Annotated in this window: 17 protein-coding genes; 14 read left to right on the plus strand and 3 right to left on the minus strand. The window is 61.4% G+C overall.

The features are described from left to right. Positions 1 to 221: 221 nt before the first annotated feature. Positions 222 to 443, plus strand: coding sequence for an antitoxin (locus tag H6F58_RS10995; protein ID WP_146275339.1), 222 nt, complete (start codon positions 222 to 224; stop codon positions 441 to 443). 133 nt (positions 444 to 576) lie between these two features. Beyond that, entirely contained in the window at positions 577 to 1,761 is a 1,185-nt protein-coding gene (locus H6F58_RS11000; protein WP_171919275.1) for a benzoate/H(+) symporter BenE family transporter, read from the plus strand. A gap of 24 nt (positions 1,762 to 1,785) precedes the next feature. Here H6F58_RS11000 and zapE read toward each other — a convergent pair whose 3' ends face one another. Continuing rightward, positions 1,786 to 2,826 carry a cell division protein ZapE gene (gene zapE, locus H6F58_RS11005; protein WP_146275341.1) on the minus strand — a complete coding sequence of 347 codons (1,041 nt, stop codon included), beginning with the start codon at positions 2,824 to 2,826 and terminating at the stop codon, positions 1,786 to 1,788. Between the two features lie 214 nt (positions 2,827 to 3,040). On the opposite strand from zapE, the gene H6F58_RS11010 reads away from it, so the two are divergent. The 3 genes from H6F58_RS11010 to ybaK are packed head-to-tail and all read left to right on the plus strand — an operon-like array spanning position 3,041 to position 4,941. Then, complete coding sequence (locus H6F58_RS11010) at positions 3,041 to 3,955, plus strand: sulfurtransferase (protein WP_146275342.1); 915 nt, start codon at positions 3,041 to 3,043, stop codon at positions 3,953 to 3,955. Continuing rightward, positions 3,952 to 4,392: a SufE family protein gene (locus H6F58_RS11015; protein WP_060701907.1), complete on the plus strand. Its 441-nt coding sequence runs from the start codon at positions 3,952 to 3,954 to the stop codon at positions 4,390 to 4,392. The genes H6F58_RS11010 and H6F58_RS11015 overlap by 4 nt, the downstream gene beginning before the upstream one ends. A gap of 48 nt (positions 4,393 to 4,440) precedes the next feature. Next, positions 4,441 to 4,941 carry a Cys-tRNA(Pro) deacylase gene (gene ybaK / locus H6F58_RS11020; protein WP_146275343.1) on the plus strand — a complete coding sequence of 167 codons (501 nt, stop codon included), beginning with the start codon at positions 4,441 to 4,443 and terminating at the stop codon, positions 4,939 to 4,941. Between the two features lie 49 nt (positions 4,942 to 4,990). Here the strand turns inward: ybaK and H6F58_RS11025 are convergent, their stop codons facing one another. Then, entirely contained in the window at positions 4,991 to 6,223 is a 1,233-nt protein-coding gene (locus H6F58_RS11025; protein WP_195181765.1) for an alpha/beta fold hydrolase, read from the minus strand. Between the two features lie 62 nt (positions 6,224 to 6,285). On the opposite strand from H6F58_RS11025, the gene msrB reads away from it, so the two are divergent. The 9 genes from msrB (at position 6,286) to H6F58_RS11070 (ending at position 16,331) form a co-directional block, all read left to right on the plus strand. Then, positions 6,286 to 6,729: a peptide-methionine (R)-S-oxide reductase MsrB gene (gene msrB, locus H6F58_RS11030; protein WP_060701910.1), complete on the plus strand. Its 444-nt coding sequence runs from the start codon at positions 6,286 to 6,288 to the stop codon at positions 6,727 to 6,729. 149 nt (positions 6,730 to 6,878) lie between these two features. Continuing rightward, positions 6,879 to 8,264, plus strand: a complete 1,386-nt coding sequence (locus tag H6F58_RS11035; protein ID WP_146275345.1) for a DUF6421 family protein — start codon at positions 6,879 to 6,881, stop codon at positions 8,262 to 8,264. Between the two features lie 24 nt (positions 8,265 to 8,288). Then, positions 8,289 to 8,993, plus strand: coding sequence for an SDR family oxidoreductase (locus H6F58_RS11040; protein ID WP_309245046.1), 705 nt, complete (start codon positions 8,289 to 8,291; stop codon positions 8,991 to 8,993). A gap of 74 nt (positions 8,994 to 9,067) precedes the next feature. Continuing rightward, a complete protein-coding gene (locus H6F58_RS11045) occupies positions 9,068 to 10,129 on the plus strand; it encodes a low specificity L-threonine aldolase (protein WP_146275346.1) in 1,062 nt (353 codons plus the stop codon). A gap of 61 nt (positions 10,130 to 10,190) precedes the next feature. After that, the gene (locus H6F58_RS11050; RefSeq protein WP_146275347.1) at positions 10,191 to 10,829 is read left to right on the plus strand and encodes a DUF3000 domain-containing protein; all 639 of its coding nucleotides are present in this window, start codon (positions 10,191 to 10,193) and stop codon (positions 10,827 to 10,829) included. Positions 10,830 to 10,878: 49 nt separating this feature from the next. Beyond that, positions 10,879 to 12,129, plus strand: a complete 1,251-nt coding sequence (locus H6F58_RS11055) for an HRDC domain-containing protein (RefSeq protein WP_195181766.1) — start codon at positions 10,879 to 10,881, stop codon at positions 12,127 to 12,129. Positions 12,130 to 12,286: 157 nt separating this feature from the next. Then, the gene (locus H6F58_RS11060; protein WP_171919277.1) at positions 12,287 to 13,537 is read left to right on the plus strand and encodes an acetyl-CoA C-acyltransferase; all 1,251 of its coding nucleotides are present in this window, start codon (positions 12,287 to 12,289) and stop codon (positions 13,535 to 13,537) included. 10 nt (positions 13,538 to 13,547) lie between these two features. Continuing rightward, positions 13,548 to 15,671: a 3-hydroxyacyl-CoA dehydrogenase NAD-binding domain-containing protein gene (locus H6F58_RS11065; RefSeq protein WP_195181767.1), complete on the plus strand. Its 2,124-nt coding sequence runs from the start codon at positions 13,548 to 13,550 to the stop codon at positions 15,669 to 15,671. 186 nt (positions 15,672 to 15,857) lie between these two features. Continuing rightward, positions 15,858 to 16,331, plus strand: coding sequence for a Rieske (2Fe-2S) protein (locus H6F58_RS11070; protein ID WP_146275351.1), 474 nt, complete (start codon positions 15,858 to 15,860; stop codon positions 16,329 to 16,331). 78 nt (positions 16,332 to 16,409) lie between these two features. On the opposite strand, the gene H6F58_RS11075 is transcribed toward H6F58_RS11070, so the two are convergent. Continuing rightward, a complete protein-coding gene (locus H6F58_RS11075) occupies positions 16,410 to 17,384 on the minus strand; it encodes an aldo/keto reductase (RefSeq protein WP_146275352.1) in 975 nt (324 codons plus the stop codon). Positions 17,385 to 17,423 lie beyond the last annotated feature (39 nt).

The following is a 17,423-nucleotide window of genomic DNA, read 5'->3' on the forward strand; positions in this document are numbered from 1 at the left end:
TAGAGCGCAACCTTGCCAAGGTTGAGGTCGCGAGTTCGAACCTCGTTGACCGCTCCAAATAAAAATGGGAATCACTCCAAGTGGTTCCCATTTTTGCTTTAAGTTTTGCGACTCGACACGCCCGAGTTTTTTTGATCCTCTTCCCTGATCGCGCTTTTCGCCCTAGGGTGGAGAACAGTTGTGGAGCTAAAGGGGTTCCCACAGACGAATGGAGGTGCAGCATGGCAGGATTTGATGATCTGCGTGGCAAGGCAGAGGAATTCGCAAAAGAGAACCCAGACCAGGTCTCCCAGGGCATCGATCAGGTCGGCGATTTCATCGACGACAAGACCGGTGGCAAGTTCGCTGAGCAGGTCGACGGCATCCAGGGTGGTGCCAACGATTACCTCAATGGACTCGGCGGAGGCGCTGAGGGTGGCGAAGGCGAGAACAACGAAGGCTAATTCCTTCGCTTGACTCCCCTCGGCTTGCCCGAGCATCCAGAAAAGGTACCGACTGCGGTCGGTACCTTTTCCGTTTAACTTCACAAACGGATGTGATTATCCCCTAGCCGGAGCGAGCATGTAGAAATGACTTATGGTTCAACGCTCCTCGATCGAAGATAGTTTAAGCCACGCCGTCATTGCGGGATTGATCACCACATTAGTTGGCTTTGTCGCTTCCTTCGCTGTTGTACTCGCTGGCCTATTTCAGGTCGGGGCTTCACCGGCGCAGGCCGCCTCCGGGCTGTTGGCTCTTTCGGTGTGCGTGGGCATATGCACCATGGCGCTGTCTTGGCGCCATCGGATGCCGATCAGCATCGCGTGGTCCACGCCGGGCGCGGCCATGCTCGCCTCATTGGCGCCGGGTACGTTCACGTTTGCAGAAGCGATCGGCGCCTTCATGATCAGCGGCGTGATGATCGTGCTCACGGGATTGCTGCCCGGGCTGCACAAGTTGCTGGCCCGGATCCCGGTGCAGATTGCCCAGGGCATGCTGGCCGGGGTGCTGCTCCCGCTCTGCATCAAGCCATTTACCTCGCTGGGGACCATTACTGTCCCAGCGCTTGGGATCCTGCTGGTCTTCTTGACCGGGCTGCGGATACTGCCAAAATTCGCGGTGGCCGTGAGCATGCTGGCCGCCGTGGGCTTCGGGCTCTGGCATATTGGACAGAATCAGGCGTGGGCACAGCTGCGGGTGGTGCCGCAACTCGAATTCGTGGCGCCAGAGTTTTCATGGCAGGCGGTGGCCAGCATCAGCGTGCCGCTATTTATCGTGACCATGGCCTCGCAAAACATTCCTGGAGTGGCCGTGCTCAATTCATTCGGATATCAGCTGCCGTGGCGCCCTTCAATGATCCTCACCGGCATCGGTTCCGCGGCCGGTGCCCTATTCGGCGGCCATGCGATCAATCTTGCGGCCATTACCGCAGCGCTTGCCGCCGGAGAACAGGCGGGCGAGAATCCGAAACTTCGTTGGCGGGCCGCAGCCAGCTCAGGAATTTTCTACCTGCTGTTCGGAGCGTGCAGCGCCCTGATCGTCTCGGTGGCCAATACCTCGCCCGAGGGGCTCTTTCAGGCGGCTGCGGGCTTGGCCCTGCTGGCCACGCTGGGAAGTTCGCTGGTGGGCGCGATGGGCGATGCCGCGTGGCGCTTGAGCGCGCTGGTCACGGTGCTGGTCGCCGCCGGAAATCTCGCGCTCTTCGGCATTGGCGGGGCGTTCTGGGCGCTGGTGGCAGGGCTGTTAACCCACTTCATCGCCGAGCGCAATGCCCGGCGATGAAGAATTGGCTAGTACGGATCTGCCCTAGATCGCTGGTTCGCCGATCTGGCCTTCGCGGGCCAAGGCGGTCAAGCGCGAGACCGCGCGGTAGTACTTCTTCTGGTAGCCGCCGGACATCATCTCCGGGGTGAACAGCTCGCTGAACGGCTTGCCCGAAGCCACGATCGGCACATCCTTGTCATACAGGCGGTCAGCGAGGACTACGAAGCGCAGGGCGATGGCCTGGTCCGTAATGGTGTCCACATTGTGCAATACCAGGACATCGGTTTCGGACAGCAGCTGGCGGTAGCGCGAGGGGTGGACCTGGGACAGGTGGGCAACGAGCTGATCGAAATTGTCCACGGCAAGGGTCTTGTCCGTGTAGCGCTGCTGCGCGAAGCTTTCGATCTGTCCATCGTCCAGGGGCTCAGGGGCATCTGGCAGGCCGCGGTGGCGGAAGTCTTCGCCTTCAACACGGTGCACGTCGAACTGCTCGGACAGGGTTTTGATCTCGCGCTGGAAGTCCACGGCAGCGAAGCGGCCTTCGCCCAAAGCACCCGGCAGGGTGTTGGAGGTGGCGGCAAGCTTCACGCCGGCATCGGAGAGCTCGCGCATCAGGCGGGACATCAGCACGGTGTCCCCCGGGTCATCCAGCTCGAATTCGTCGATGCAGACCAGCGAGTACTGGCTGAGCACTTCAACGGTCTGGCGGAAGGAGAGGGCACCGACAAGGTTGGTGTATTCGACGAAGGTGCCAAAAGCCTTGCGGCCCGGCGCGGCGTGCCACAGCGAGGCCAGCAGGTGGGTCTTGCCGACACCGAATCCGCCATCAAGGTAGATGCCGTTCTTGGTTTCTTTTTTCTTGCCAAAAAGCTTGGAAAGGAATGAGCCCGAGTCGTTCTTGCCGACGGTTTCAGCAAAGGCCTTGAGCTTGTTGACGGCCTCGGTCTGCGAGGGCTGCGTCGGATCGGGCCGGTAGGTATTGAAGGACACTTCACCAAAGCGGTAGGACGGGTGGAAACCGGCCAACAATTCCTCGATTGAAAGATTCGGCTTGGTCTCGCTCAGGTGGGTGATTGTCGCCATTGGCTGTGGGAGCCCTTCAGTTGATTGCTCAGATGATCCGGGCTGCCATGGCAAGCCCATCGGCCAGTTTACCTTGGATGGCGGCGTTGATTGCCTAAAATGTCGTATCCCACACCGCCATCGCTGCGGTTCGGGACTAGGCTAGATGTGAAGCCCGGCGCCAGCTGATTTCAGCTTGGCCCAGTACCAAGAACTGCAAGGATCGTGATCATCAATGCCATTGCCTGTTGACTCCAACGAGAAGTACGCCTCCTATGCCCACCCGGAACGGCTCGTCTCCACCCAATGGGTTGCCGAGCATCTGGGCGAGGAGAATTTGGTCGTGCTGGAATCGGATGAGGACATCTTGCTGTATTCCACCGGCCATGTGCCGGGCGCGCTGAAGATTGATTGGCATACCGAGCTGAACGACGAGGTCACCCGCGACTACGTGGATGGTGCTGGCTTTGCCGCGTTGATGGCGGCCAAGGGCATCACCCGCGAGAGCACCGTGGTGATTTACGGGGACAAGTCCAACTGGTGGGCAGCTTATGCCTTGTGGGTCTTCGCCCTCTTTGGCCACGAGGATGTGCGCCTGATGGACGGCGGCCGCGACAAGTGGATTGCCGAAGGCCGTGAACTGAGCACCGTTAAACCCGAGGTTGCCAGCACCCAGTACCCGGTCATCGAGCGTGCCGATGCTGAAATCCGCGCGTTCCTGCCGCAGGTCCTGGCGCATTTGGGCCACCCGCTGATCGACGTTCGCTCGCCGGAAGAGTACACCGGCGAACGGACGCATATGCCCAATTACCCGGAAGAAGGCGCACTGCGCGGAGGCCACATTCCCAGCGCGGCCTCGGTGCCATGGGCCAAGGCGGCTGCCGAGGATGGCACCTTCCGCTCGCGCCAAGAGCTGGAAGCCATCTATCTGGATGGCGCTGGCCTGGAACCCGGCGATGATGTGGTGGCCTACTGCCGCATCGGGGAACGCTCGAGCCACACCTGGTTTGTGCTCAAGCACCTGCTGGGCTTTGAAAATGTGCGCAACTACGACGGTTCATGGACCGAATGGGGCAACGCCGTGGGCGTGCCGATCGTTCGCGGCGAAGCCAAGGGCGAAGTACCAGCACAGCGAGGGGTTCGCGCATGAGCCAGTTGCCTGTTGAGCTCAAGGGAATCGTCGAGGAATTCACCGAAGTTCCTGAAGCGGACCGCCTGGAGCTGCTGCTCGAATATTCGCGAGAGCTTCCAGAACTGCCTGCGCGGCTGGCGGACCACCCCGAGCTTTTTGAGCAAGTGGTGGAGTGCCAGTCCCCGTTGTTCCTGGTTGTGGAAGTGGCCGAGGATGCGGATCGCACAGTCAACCTGTTCTTCTCCGCACCGCCAGAAGCGCCCACCACGCGCGGCTTCGCTTCGGTGCTCGCGGCAGGTTTGGACGGCATCGATGCGCGCTCGGTTTTGGGCGTGCCTGATGACATGCCGCAGCAGCTGGGGCTCACTCGGGCCCTCTCGCCGCTGCGCATGCGAGGCATGACGGCCATGCTCGGGCGGATCAAGCGCCAGGTCTCCGAGCAGCTTGCCGCCTAGCTGGCCGGTGTCTGCTACCACACGCATGAGCCAAGGGGATTAAGGGCATTGGGCAAGAAAAAGCAGTCCGCTTCCACGCCGGCCACCGCGGCCCTGGACGCGGCCGGCATCAGCTATGTTGCACACAGCTACGCGCACAGCGATTCGGCTGAAAGCTACGGCGCCGAGGCCGCCGAGCAATTGGGGGTCAGCGGCGACCGGGTGTTCAAGACGCTCATGGTTTCCACGGGGGCCAATGCCGCCGAGGATCTCGCGGTGGCCGTCGTTCCGGTGGCGGCGATGCTCGACCTGAAAGCGGTTGGTGCTGCGCTGGGCAAGAAGCGGGCGCAGATGGCTGACAAGGCTGCTGCGCAACGCCGCAGTGGCTATGTGCTCGGCGGCATCTCGCCCTTCGGGCAGCGCCAGCGCGCCACAACCGTGATTGACAGCAGCGCACAGCAATTCCAGACGGTGTTCATTTCCGGCGGCCGACGGGGTTTCAGCCTGGAGATCGCCCCGGAGGATGCCGTCGCGGCGACCAGTGCGCTGTGGGCGCCTATCACCAGCTAGCTTTTGCAGGCCGAACCAGGACCCTGCGCCGCATCGGCGCAGGGTCCTTTCAGCTTTGTGCCGCAGTTGCCCGGGCCGCGATGCGCTTGCTCAAGAAGCCGGTGACCGCTTGGGCGAAGCCCTGGGGATCCACATTGGGTTCGCGGGTGTGCCCGGCCTTGGTGAAGGTTCGCAGGGTCACCAGATCCGGGCGCAAGGCGGCAAGCTTGAGGCTGGGCCCGTTCGGGACAAATTCGTCGTCGCGGCTGTGCATGATCAGCGTTGGATGCTTCAGTTCGCTGGCGCGGTCAACCCAATTCAGCCGCCGGAGGTTCACCGGTGCCGCTTGCCCGGTGACCCATCGGCCGGCCTTGTTGGATAGCAGCCACTGGGCAACTCGTCCGACAGATTGCGGGATCTTATTGGCCCGGGCCTGATGGGAGAGGACATCAACCCAGTTGATCACCGGCCCAACCAGCATCAGCGAATCGATGCGATCGGCCAATTCGCTGCGGTCGGCGGTCTGCAAGCTGATCGCGCCGCCCATCGACCAGCCGAGCAAGATGATTTGCTCGGCACCGTGATCCAGGGCGAACTGTATCCCCGCTTGGACATCGAGCCATTCGGTATCGCCAAGACCGTAGCGGCCATCGGGCGCATTGGGCGCGAGCCCGTCATTGCGGTAGCTCATGAGCAGGGCCGTGACACCCATGGATGCAAGCGCCGGGAGCGCGCGAATGGTTTCGTCGCGGCGCGCTCCGCGCCCATGGACTCCAATCACCCACACGTTGTTGTTGGTGGTGCCTCGAACCAGCCATGCCGGCCCGTCCCCGCCTTCCAAGGGCACGACCACGTCTTCGGCGGTGAATCCGAGATCCTCGGGGTGCTCGTAGACCGCACCGGAGAGGTATCCGCGCCGGACCCCTTCCAGGCTCCCCCGGTAAACGTGTTCGATTTTGCGAGCGACCCGCCGTGGCTTGCCCGGAACGTCGACGGGAGCCGAGAGCCGCAGTGCGCAGGCGTCGAACTCGGTGAGGAAGATGCACGGACCAGGCTGGCTGGTATCTGCGTCCTTGACAAAGTGCAACCACAGCTTGCCTTCGCCATCGGTGACAACTTCACGTATCATGCTGTTGCCGATGCGCCGCTCTTCGGGAGTCACCACGCGTCGGGCGAAGTATCCGGCGAGCGCTGATACGCTGGCCGCCAGCAACGAGCCGGCGCCAACGCCCAATCCCACGCCCAGCAATGTTGCGGGGATGGTTTTTCGCGGTTGCAAGGTATCTACGATATTCCGAGCCATGTTTTCATCTTTCCATGTTGTCGCACGGGAATCATCTGCCGGGTCCGAACGTTTCCATGTGTATGAGCAATGAATCCTTGAACGATAGAACTCCATCCGGCGAGAACACTTCGGCGCGTACCGAGGTGCAGTGGCAGGAAATCCTGACTCCCGAAGAATTCCATGTGCTGCGCCAGGCTGGAACGGAACGCCCGTTTACGGGCGAGTACTGGGATACGACGACCGAGGGCGTTTACTCGTGCCGCGCTTGCGGTGCCGAGTTGTTTGCCAGCACGACAAAATTTGATGCGGGCTGCGGTTGGCCGTCCTTCTATGCGCCGTTGGCCGAAGACCGGGTGCGCTATATCACCGACGAATCGATGGGCATGAAGCGCGTGGAAGTGCGCTGTGCAAACTGCGATTCGCACATGGGGCACGTTTTTGAAGGCGAGGGATTCGGCACGCCTACCGATCTGCGCTTTTGCATGAACTCCTTGAGCTTGTCGCTGCGCAGCGCCTCTGAATAAAGTCTTTGCCTGCGAGGCGGTGGGGATCACACTTAGGGCTAGAGTTGCTTATTCATGAGCGACTTAGCATCAACTTTTCTATTGTTTGGGCGTAGCGTTCATATCAAGCACATGAGCGCTCCCCAAACATGAAGAGAAAGTGTACTGAAATGACCCAGATTTCCGCAAAGCCAATGCCGGCCAGCGATGCCGAAGTACTGCAGATCGCGAACTCCGACGCATGGCTGTCCCTGAAGGCTGCCACTGCAGAATTCCAGGGCCTGCAGGCCAAAGACGGGTCGCTCGCGGATTCGGCCGCCGCGCCACGGGCCACCGAGCTCATTGAAACCGCCATCGCCTCCATCCAGAGCCTCAAAGTCCATTTCGAGCACGACGCTGAATACCTCGAACAGCTCGTTGCCGATTTGCAAAAGTGGTCGGATTCCGGGTTCGGTGTGCCTGATTTCCTGGATTCGCTGGTCCAGTTCCAGCCACAGGCCCAGCGCATCGATGGCTTGATGCACCTGGTGCTCTTCCCGATGTACACGCAGAATGGTTCGACCAGCCGCCATTTGGAAGCCGTTCTGGTCCAGGTCATGTGGCCGGAGTTCATTGCGAACCTGGAGGGCACCGACTACACGAACGCGCTGTTCGTTCCGCTGCGCTTTGTCGACTTCACCGAAGGCTACGACACCAATTCAGCGGTGCTGTTCCCGGAATCCGTAGCCATTCGAGAGACCCCCTCATTCACCTGGGGCGCAATCTTCCAGGATCGCGAAGCAGCCCGGTTCCGCAAGGTGCTGCAGGAGGCCGCTTCCATCACCAATTTGCAGTTGCCTGATGACGCGGCCGAGCTGCTGGCAGATCAGCACCTGACCGAAGAAACCTTCATCATGTGGGATCTGATCCACGACCGCACCCACATGCGCGGCGATCTTCCCTTCGACCCGTTCATGATCAAGCAGCGCATGCCGTTCTTCCTCTACTCGCTCGAAGAGCTGCGCTGCGATCTGACCGCCTTCCGCGAGTCCATGAAGATTGCGGGCAACCCGAAGACCGATGAGAAAACCGCCAAGATGGCCAAGCTGGTCCAGTACGCGGTGATCTTCGATCGGATCTTCCGTTTTGCCATCACCGGCTCGCGCGTTCGAAACTACGATGGACTCGGTGGCCAGCTGCTCTTCGCGTGGATGCACCAGCACCACGTACTGCACTGGACCGACACCAAGTTGAGCATCGACTGGGACCAGGTTCCCGAGGTGGTTGCCTCCTTGGGAGATGCGATCGACGAACTGTACTGGAAGTCCATCGATCGCCCGAAGCTGGCCCACTGGCTGGCCGCCTACGAGCTGGTTTCGGCAACGGTCACTCCCAACCCTGCTTCGCAGTGGGCCAAGGGCCCGGAAGCACTGCCGCTGACCGCGCCACTGCGGGAAATCACCGACCAGGTGATGGACGATGAATTCCCGCTGTCGATGTTCTACGAAGCACTGAACAAGAAGATGTCCAGCGTTATCGAATCCACCAAGGGCATGACCGGCGCCACCGAAATCTAGCACTTCTGCCTTAGGCTAGGAAGCGTGAGCAAAGAAAGTTTCTTCTTGAACCAAACACCACGATTAGTGCTCATCGCCGGTGCCACCTCGTACTCCGGCATCGCCTGCGCCCAAGCGCTGGGCGATGCCGGAGTACGGGTGCTTGCCGTCGGCAGCAATCAAGCCCGATTAGATGAACGCCTGCCCTTTGCCGAGGCCCGCTTCGCCTGCGACCTCGCGGATTTCGCGGCAGTGCGCGAACTGGCCGAAAGCATCCATGCGGCTTACGGGCCGATTGATGGGCTGATCCACCTGGTCGGCGGCTGGCGCGGCGGCAAGTCCATTGCCGGCCAAAGCGATGAGGACTGGGATTTCCTGCACCGCAGCATATTGACCACCCTGCGCAACACCACGCGAGTCTTTGTCGACGATCTGCTCGCGTCTCCGTCCGGTCGCTTGGCGATCGTCAGCGCCGAAGCGGTGCAGAACCCGACTCCCTCCAATGCCAACTACGGGGCGGCCAAGGCCGCGGCTGAGCACTGGGTCAACGCGATCGCACGGCTGTTCAGCAAGAACGCCGAAAATGCCTCAGCGATCAGCTGGGTGGTCAAGGCACTCAGCGATTCGGCGCCTGGAGAAGCTGCTGCCGGGCATACCCCGGTGGCGTGGCTCGCCGACGCGGCGCTCGAATTGCTTTCCGATCAGTCGGTAGCGCTCAACGGCACCCGGGTTGCCCTGCCCCAAGCCTGAGCCTGCCGCGCCATGGCAGCCCGCAAACGCAGTGACCTAGTTTTTCTCTTTACCCTTTTAAGGACCACATAACGATGACCACACTTCATGACACCGCTGTGCGGGGTTTTGCTTCAGACAACTACTCTGGCGTTCATCCGCGAATCCTCGATGCGATCGCACGGGCTAATGGCGGGCACCAGATTTCCTATGGCGAAGACCAGTACACCGAAGCATTGGGCCAGGTCGCGCACGATGTCTTTGGCGAGGATGCAGCGATCTTCCCGGTCTTCAATGGCACCGGGGCGAACGTCACCGCACTGCAGTCGCTCCTGCCGCGCTGGGGCGCGGTCATCTGCGCCACCACAGCGCATATCAACGTCGATGAAAATGGCGCCCCCGAACGGGTCGGCGGATTCAAGCTGCTCCAGGTGGCAACGCCTGATGGCAAGCTCACCCCGGAACTGATCGACCAGGAAGCCTGGGGCTTCGGCGACGAGCACCGCGCCCAGCCGCTGGCGGTCTCCATCACCCAGGCCACCGAGCTCGGAACCCTGTACTCCCCCGAAGAGATCAAGGCGATCACCGAGCATGCGCACAAGCTGGGCATGAAGGTCCACCTCGATGGTTCGCGCTTGTCCAATGCGGCAGCTTCCCTGGGTGTTCCCTTGCGCGCGCTGACCACCGATGCCGGCGTCGACATCGTCTCGCTGGGCGGGACCAAGAACGGCATCCTGCTGGGCGAGGGAATCTTGACCCTGCGCAAGGAACTTGCGCAGGACATGAAGTACCTGCGCAAGATGAACATGCAGCTGGGCAGCAAAATGCGCTTCATCTCGGCCCAGCTGATCGAGCTTTACGGCACCGGGCTATGGCGCGAACTTGCCAGCCACTCGAACCTGATGGCAGCCAAGCTCTCCGAGGCGGTAGAGCAGATCGACGGCGTTGAGCTGGTCTACCCGACACAGGCCAACGGCGTCTTCGCGCAGCTGCCAACCGAGGTCAGCGATGAACTGCGCAAGCATTTCCGCTTCTACGACTGGGATCGGGCGGCCGGCGAGGTGCGCTGGATGTGCTCCTTCGACACCACCGAACAGGACGTGGAGGCATTCATCGCCAAGCTGCGCGAGCTGATGAACGCGCATCTGGCCGCGTAGCTTGCAGGATGGGTCGGCGTGCCGTACCGCACCTCGGGTACGGCACGTTTAGACTCAAATTGTGACCTACGATCGCCCTGCTTCCGCCATCCCGAGCGCCTTTGCGAAGGCCCTCGATGAGTTGTCGCATGCCAAGGTGCGCAAGGAACTGAAGTTCACCGAAATTCCGGCGCCGGGCCGGCTCGCTCCCTTCGCGCTGGCGCTCAGCGGAGACGTGATCGACGTTGTTCCTCCCGACCACGGTCCGCACGGGCAAGAGATTGGCCGCACGCCGTTCCTGCAGCCCCAGGAGCAATTGGCCACCGGGCGATTCATCCTCCTCTACGATCCGGCTGGCCAGGAACTGTGGAATGGGCAGTTCCGCATTGTCACCTATATCCGGGCACGCTTGGACCACGACATGGGCCAAGATGCCATGCTCGCCTCGGTGGCCTGGTCGTGGCTGGAAGATTCCCTGCGCGAACGCGAGGCATTCCACCACTCGGCCGGGGGCACCGCCACGCGCGTGATCTCCGAGTCCTTTGGCGATCTTGCCGGGGAACAAGACCATATCGACATCGAGCTGCGGGCATCCTGGTCCCCCGATTCGGAGCACCTCGGCCCCCATTTGAGCGCTTGGGCCGACTTGGTGTGCACCTTCGCCGGGTTGCCACCACTGCCCGAGGGCGTGCAGCAGCTGCCGCATCGCCGGCTGAGTTAACCGCCTGTTCCCCGCGGGAGATGCCGGTTGGACCTAGAATGGAAGCATCATGCCGAATTCTGACTCCACCGCTTCCGCATCATCCGCCGCCGGCCTCGAGCCCAATCAACCGGCGCTGACCCCGCTCACCCATCCACGTGATGGCATTCCCGAGGTCATCAATACCCAAGCGGCCCTGTCCCGCGCGGTGCGCGAACTGGGCGCTGGAACCGGCGATCTTGCTGTTGATACCGAGCGAGCCAGCGGTTTCCGCTACGGACAGCGCGCTTTCCTGCTGCAGATTCGACGCGAAGGCGCCGGCACCTGGCTCATCGACCCCGAGGTATTGGATGACCTGGGCGAGTTGCGCAGCTTTGTGAACCAGCAGCCATGGATTCTTCACGCCGCAACCCAGGATCTGCCCTGCCTCCATGAATTGGGCATGTCGCCTACCGCCTTGTTCGACACCGAGTTGGCGGGCCGGCTGGCTGGTTTCCCCCGGGTCTCCCTTGGAACGATGGTCGGCGAATTGCTGGGATTGCAGCTGGCCAAGGAGCATTCGGCGGTAGATTGGTCCACCCGCCCATTGCCCGAGTCCTGGTTGAACTACGCCGCGCTAGACGTCGAGGTCCTCGAAGAGCTGCGCCAGGAAATCACCAAGGTCCTCGAAGAGCAGGGCAAGATGGACTTCGCCCTCCAGGAATTCGAATACGAGCGGAACCTGCCTGATCCGCAGCCGTCCGAGGAACCATGGCGCAAGCTCTCCGGGATCCACAAGCTCAAAGGGCGGCGCAACCTGGCCATCGCCCGCGAGCTGTGGCTCTCGCGCGAAGCCCTGGCTCGCACCCAGGATGTCGCCCCCGGGCGGCTGCTGCCCGATCGCGCCATCATGGCGGCCATTGAACAGCGGGCGGCCAGCGTCCCGGCACTGCTGCAGATCCCCGGGTTCCACACCAGAAATGCCAAGCGCGATGCTCCGCGATGGATGGATGCGATTCAGCGTGGGCGCAATACCCGCGATTTGCCCGAACTGCGCTCGAGCAAAGCCGGCCTGCCCCATCCCCGGTCATGGGCGGAGAAGAACCCGGCGGCAGCGGTCCGGCTCGACGCCGCGAAGGCCGTGCTCGGCGAAGTGGGCGAACACTGGAACATCCCGGCGGAAAATCTGCTGACGCCCAAATACCTGCGGGAGCTGTGCTGGAATCCGCCAGCACTGATCAGCGTCGAAACCGTGGCTGAAAAGCTGGATTCAATGGGCGCCCGACCATGGCAGCAAGAGCTGCTCTCGGCAGGTTTGGCCCAGGCGTTCGCCAGCAACTAGGGCCTCCTGCCCGCTTCCAGGCGCCCAGGACATGGCGCCTTGTGATGTGCTGCACTTGCACTTCAAGTTACTCCTGAGTAACCTATGGTTTAGGTCACAGTGATGCTGGCCGCTGCCCACTCCTGGGCAGCATGAATCAACCTCAAGGAGCCTTACGGTGAGTGCCAACGCTTCGACCGCGCCCCATACCGCGCATCCCTCCCTGGACGACCGCGACGTCGTGTTCATTGATGGAGTGCGCACCCCTTTCGGCAAAGCAGGCGAAAAGGGCATCTACCATGGAACCCGTGCCGATGATCTGGCCGTCAAAGCGGTCCGGGGACTGCTTGAACGCAACCAAAAAGTTCCTGCCGAGAAGATCGATGAAATCTCCATCGCCGCCACCACGCAATCCGGGGACCAGGGGCTGACCCTGGGCCGCACCGTGGGGCTGCTGTCCGGCATCCCGAAGTCGGTTCCCGGCTTTGCCATCGACCGCATGTGCGCCGGTGCGATGACCGCTGTCACCGCAACCGCAGGCGGCATTGCCTTTGGCGCCTATGACGTAGTTGTCGCCGGCGGCGTGGAACATATGGGAAACCACCCGATGGGCGCAGGGGCCGACCCCAACCCGCGTTTCCTCTCGGAAAGGATCGTGGACCCGCAGGCCCTGAACATGGGCAATACCGCGGAGAACCTGCACGACCGGTTCCCCGCTATCACCAAGGAGCGCGCCGACCGCTACGCAGTGGCTTCGCAGTCCAAGCTTGCCAAGGCCTACGAGAACCAGCAGATCCAGCCGGACCTGATTCCCGTGGCTGCCAAGCGCCCGGGCGAAGGCTGGGCCGTGAATACCCGCGACGAGCCGCCTCGCCCTGGCACCACCATGGAATCGCTGGCCCAGCTGCGCACGCCGTTCCGTGCTCATGGACGCGTCAGCGCCGGCAACGCCGCGGGCCTCAACGACGGTGCCACCGCAGCCCTGCTAGCCAGCGGCCAAGCAGTTCGGGAATTGGGGCTGGAGCCCAAGATGCGCATGGTCTCCTTCGCCTTTGCCGGTGTTGAACCAGATGTCATGGGCTACGGGCCAGTTCCCGCCACCGAAAAGGCGCTGGCCAAGGCCGGATTGGGCATAGAGGACATTGGCCTGTTCGAGATCAACGAGGCGTTCGCCGTCCAGGTGCTCTCCTTCCTGGACTACTACGGCATCGATCAGGATGACGATCGGGTCAACCGCTACGGTGGCGCCATTGCGATCGGCCACCCGCTGGCTTCCTCGGGCGTTCGCCTGATGACCCAGCTGGCTCGCCAGTTTTCCGAAGACCACTCCGTGCGATACGGCATCACCACCATGTGCATTGGCCTGGGAATGGGTGGCACCGTCATTTGGGAAAACCCCAATCATCCAGATTTCGGCAGCAAGGCGTAAGGAAAAGACCATGACTGCAACCACCACTTCCTACTCGGCTGTCGCCGAGCTCATGCAGGACGAGACCGTAACCCACTCCTACGTCAGCGATGTGGCTTTGCCCGGAGGCAAGACCCTGGCCCTGCTGACCCTGGACAACGGCCTGGACCACAAGAAGCCAACCACACTGGGACCTAACGGGCTGCTGGAACTGCGCTCCACCCTTGAAACCCAAGCGGCACGTGCCAAGGCCGGCGAGATCGACGCCCTGGCCATCACCGGCAAGCCATACTTCCTGATTGCCGGCGCAGATCTGTCGGCGGTCACCCGGCTCAGCGCCCCGGACCAGGCCACCGCCATGGCTTCGCTTGGCCATTACACCTATGAGCTGCTTGCCGATCTCGGAGTTCCCACCTTCGCCTTCATCAACGGGCTGGCGCTCGGTGGCGGGCTGGAAATCGCCCTGGCGTGCAACTACCGCACGGTGAGCACCGCGGCCGGGGCCCTAGGACTGCCTGAATCCTTCCTTGGCCTGATCCCCGGATGGGCCGGTGTCTACCGCCTGCCACGGCTGGTGGGCCCGGAGAACGCCTTGAAGGTGATGATCGAAAACCCGCTGAACAACAACCGGACCCTGTCCGGCCCAGCTGCCTTCAAGATAGGCGTTGCCGACGCGCTGTTCGAAGCGGCAGATTTCATCGAGCATTCCACCAAATTTGTTGGCGCCGTCTTGTCAGGCGAAACCGAGGTTCAACGCCCCAACGCTGTTGATCCCAGCGATCCCGAGGTGGCTCGCCGCTGGCTCGACGCAGCTGACCAGGCCGAAAAATTTGTCGATGCCAAGCTCTCTGGTGCAGCGCCCGCCCCGTACAAGGTCTTGGAGGTCTTCCGCAAGGGAATGAGCCTGACCCAGCCTGAATCGGCGCAACTTGAAGTTGACGCCCTGACCGGACTCATGCGCACTAATCAATTCCAGAACACCGTGTACGCTTTCTTGGATTTGGTGCAAAAGCGTGGCAAGCGTCCAGCCGGCGCACCGGATGCAAAGCTCGCCCGCCCTGTCACGAAGGTCGGAGTTGTCGGCGCCGGGCTGATGGCCAGCCAGCTGGCGTTGCTCTTTGTGCGCCGCTTGAGCGTGCCTGTGGTGATCACCGACCTGGATCAGTCACGCGTGGATAAGGGCCTGGCCTACATCAGCGGTGAAATCGACAAGCTGCACAGCAAGGGCCGCATGAGCCAAGACGCGGTGAACCGCGCCAAGGCCTTGGTCACCGGTTCGGTCACCAAGGATGCCTTTGCCGATGCCGATTTTGTCATCGAGGCAGTCTTCGAAGAGCTCAACGTCAAGAAGCAGGTCTTCGCCGAAGTAGAAGCCGTCGTCTCCCCCGAATGCATTCTCGCAACCAACACCTCCTCCCTGTCGGTGACCGAGATGGGACGCGACCTCAAGCACCCGGAACGCCTCGTTGGCTTCCACTTCTTCAACCCGGTAGCCGTGATGCCGCTGCTGGAAATCGCTGCGACGCAATGGACCAATGAATCCTCGCTGTCCACCGCTTTTGTGCTTGGCAAGAAACTGAAGAAGACAACCGTCAAAACCCAGGACGCGGCGGCATTTGTCGTGAACCGGGTCCTGCTGCGCCTGATGAGTGAAGTGCAGGCAGCCTTTGATGAGGGCACTGACGCTGTTACTGCCGATTCTGCCTTGACTCCGATGGGGCTTCCGATGAGCCCATTCACGCTGCTGTCCATGGTCGGGCTGCCGGTGGCACAGCACGTCAACGAGTCCCTGAATTCCGCTTTCGGCGACCGATTCGTGGTTTCCGAGAACCTTCAAAAGCTGATCGATGCAAAGATCACCGCCCTGTGGGTTAAGGACGAACAAGGCGCACAAGCGCTCAACCCCTTGGCCGAAGAGCTGTTGGTTCAGGGTTCGAACCCTTCTACCAGCGAGGAAATTCTTCTCCGCGTGCAAGATGCGCTTGCGGAAGAAATCGGCTTGCTCCTTGCTGAAGGCGTCGTCGCCGAAGCAGCGGATGTCGACCTGTGCATGATCACTGGTGCCGGCTGGCCCATGCACTTGGGCGGGATCACCCCGTACCTCGACCAGGTCGGCGCTTCCGAGCGCGTAAACGGCAAGAAATTCAACAGCTAGCATCCTGCTGAACCTCTGGGCTCCATTCCTTGCGGGTTGGAGCCCAGAGTTTTCTGTCGCGCTCGGCCTCCCACTGCTCAAACGAGACCGGGCCGTTAGCGATAGCTGGTTCGCAAGGCTGAAGTGCTAATGAAAGTTTGTCTTGGCTCTTAGCACCGCCACAGGGTGTTCTGTCAGAATAATTCCATGACTGACATCGCTCAACCAGCCCGCCGCACCGTCATGTGCGCCTCCGCCGCCCTCGGTTCCGCAGCTCTTTTGACTGCATGTGGCGACGGACATTCTGAAGCGCAAGTTCCTCAGGCCTCGCCAGTTCCGTCACCTACCGGTGAAGGCCAGGCAGTGATCGACCTCGCCGAATTGGAGGTTGGGGCGAGAGCCACTGTGCAAGCCAAGCATCCCACGGGGGCTGAAATTCCGGTGCTGCTCTTCCGGCCGGACGAGAAATCTGTCCTCGCCTACTCCAGTGTCTGCACGCACCAGGGCTGTGTGGTCACAACAAAATCCACGAAAGACGACTTTTTCTGCGCCTGCCACGGATCACGCTTTCAACCATCGGACGGCACGGTGACCAATGGACCGGCGATCGCTCCCCTGGCGCGCTACGCGACGAAGATCAAGGACGACAAGGTCATCGTCTTCGTCACCGACTCCAAATAAGTCGAGAAATCTTGCAGAAAAGCGGAATGCTGCGACCCTTGGCGGGTTGCAGCATTCCGCTTTGTGCGCAACCGGCAATTAGAAAAGTGCCACCTTCTGCGGAGCTGGGAAGATGGAATCCAGTTCGGCACGCTCGGCATCCGACGGAACCCAGCGTACTGCCTTGGCATTCATCTGGATTTGCTCGGGTCGGGTCGCTCCAGCGATGACCGATGACACGGGTTGCTGCGCTGCCAGCCAGGAGAAAGCAAGCTCGATTGGCGCCAGATCGCGATCAGCGGCAAACTGCGCAAAACGATCAAGCTGCTCAAAGTCAGAGGTTTCAACCAGCTGCTGACGAGCATGAGTCAGGCGGCTGCCTTCAGGGGCGTATCCCTTGGAATATTTTCCGGTCAGCAATCCGTTGGCTAGCGGGAAGTATGGAAGAACGCCGAGTCCAAACTCGCGCGCAGCAGGCAGCACTTCCAGCTCTGCGCGACGGTCAATGAGATTGTAATGGTTCTGTGCCGAGATGAATCGCTCGGTGCCCAGCTCACGGGCCACATACTCTGCCTGGGCGATCTGCCACCCAGCGCGGTTGGAATGGCCAATATAGCGGACCTTTCCGCTGGTGACCAGATCGTCCAAGGCGCGCAGCGTCTCGTCGATCGGGGTATTGGCATCTGGCGTGTGGAATTGGTACAGATCGATATGATCCGTCCCAAGGCGCTTCAGGGAAGCTTCCACTGCCTTCATGATGTACCGGCGGGAACCGCGGGCATTGAAGTCCGGCCCATTGGCCCCACTGACATCCATGCCGAATTTGGTGGCCAGGACAATGTTCTCGCGGTTCTTGCCCAGGGCCTTGCCCAGGCGCTGCTCGGATAATCCTGCAGTTTTTCCGTAGTTGTCCGCGACGTCGAAGAACGTGATACCGGCGTCCAACGCGGCATGAACGACTGCGTCCGAGCCTTCCTGGGACTCGGTAGCGGTACCGGTTCGGCCCAAATTGTTGCAGCCCAAACCCACGACGGAAACGCTCAAGCCACTGTGTCCTAGTTGACGGAATTCCATGCACACCTCGCTGTTTTTCCTTCGCCGCTTTTCTGCGCG

Source organism: Glutamicibacter sp. FBE19 (genome assembly GCF_015524875.1).
GTDB classification, from domain to species: domain Bacteria; phylum Actinomycetota; class Actinomycetes; order Actinomycetales; family Micrococcaceae; genus Glutamicibacter; species Glutamicibacter halophytocola.

Excerpts from the sequence above, each read along its gene's own strand:
- H6F58_RS11070 (WP_146275351.1), top strand. The coding sequence starts at position 15,858 with ATGACTGACATCGCTCAACCAGCCCGCCGCACCGTCATGTGCGCCTCC.
- msrB (WP_060701910.1), top strand. The coding sequence starts at position 6,286 with ATGAGCAATGAATCCTTGAACGATAGAACTCCATCCGGCGAGAACACT.
- H6F58_RS11065 (WP_195181767.1), top strand. The coding sequence starts at position 13,548 with ATGACTGCAACCACCACTTCCTACTCGGCTGTCGCCGAGCTCATGCAG.
- H6F58_RS11010 (WP_146275342.1), top strand. The coding sequence starts at position 3,041 with ATGCCATTGCCTGTTGACTCCAACGAGAAGTACGCCTCCTATGCCCAC.
- H6F58_RS11025 (WP_195181765.1), bottom strand. The coding sequence starts at position 6,223 with ATGGCTCGGAATATCGTAGATACCTTGCAACCGCGAAAAACCATCCCC.
- H6F58_RS11055 (WP_195181766.1), top strand. The coding sequence starts at position 10,879 with ATGCCGAATTCTGACTCCACCGCTTCCGCATCATCCGCCGCCGGCCTC.
- H6F58_RS11015 (WP_060701907.1), top strand. The coding sequence starts at position 3,952 with ATGAGCCAGTTGCCTGTTGAGCTCAAGGGAATCGTCGAGGAATTCACC.
- zapE (WP_146275341.1), bottom strand. The coding sequence starts at position 2,826 with ATGGCGACAATCACCCACCTGAGCGAGACCAAGCCGAATCTTTCAATC.
- H6F58_RS11035 (WP_146275345.1), top strand. The coding sequence starts at position 6,879 with ATGACCCAGATTTCCGCAAAGCCAATGCCGGCCAGCGATGCCGAAGTA.
- H6F58_RS10995 (WP_146275339.1), top strand. The coding sequence starts at position 222 with ATGGCAGGATTTGATGATCTGCGTGGCAAGGCAGAGGAATTCGCAAAA.
- H6F58_RS11075 (WP_146275352.1), bottom strand. The coding sequence starts at position 17,384 with ATGGAATTCCGTCAACTAGGACACAGTGGCTTGAGCGTTTCCGTCGTG.
- H6F58_RS11045 (WP_146275346.1), top strand. The coding sequence starts at position 9,068 with ATGACCACACTTCATGACACCGCTGTGCGGGGTTTTGCTTCAGACAAC.
- H6F58_RS11000 (WP_171919275.1), top strand. The coding sequence starts at position 577 with ATGGTTCAACGCTCCTCGATCGAAGATAGTTTAAGCCACGCCGTCATT.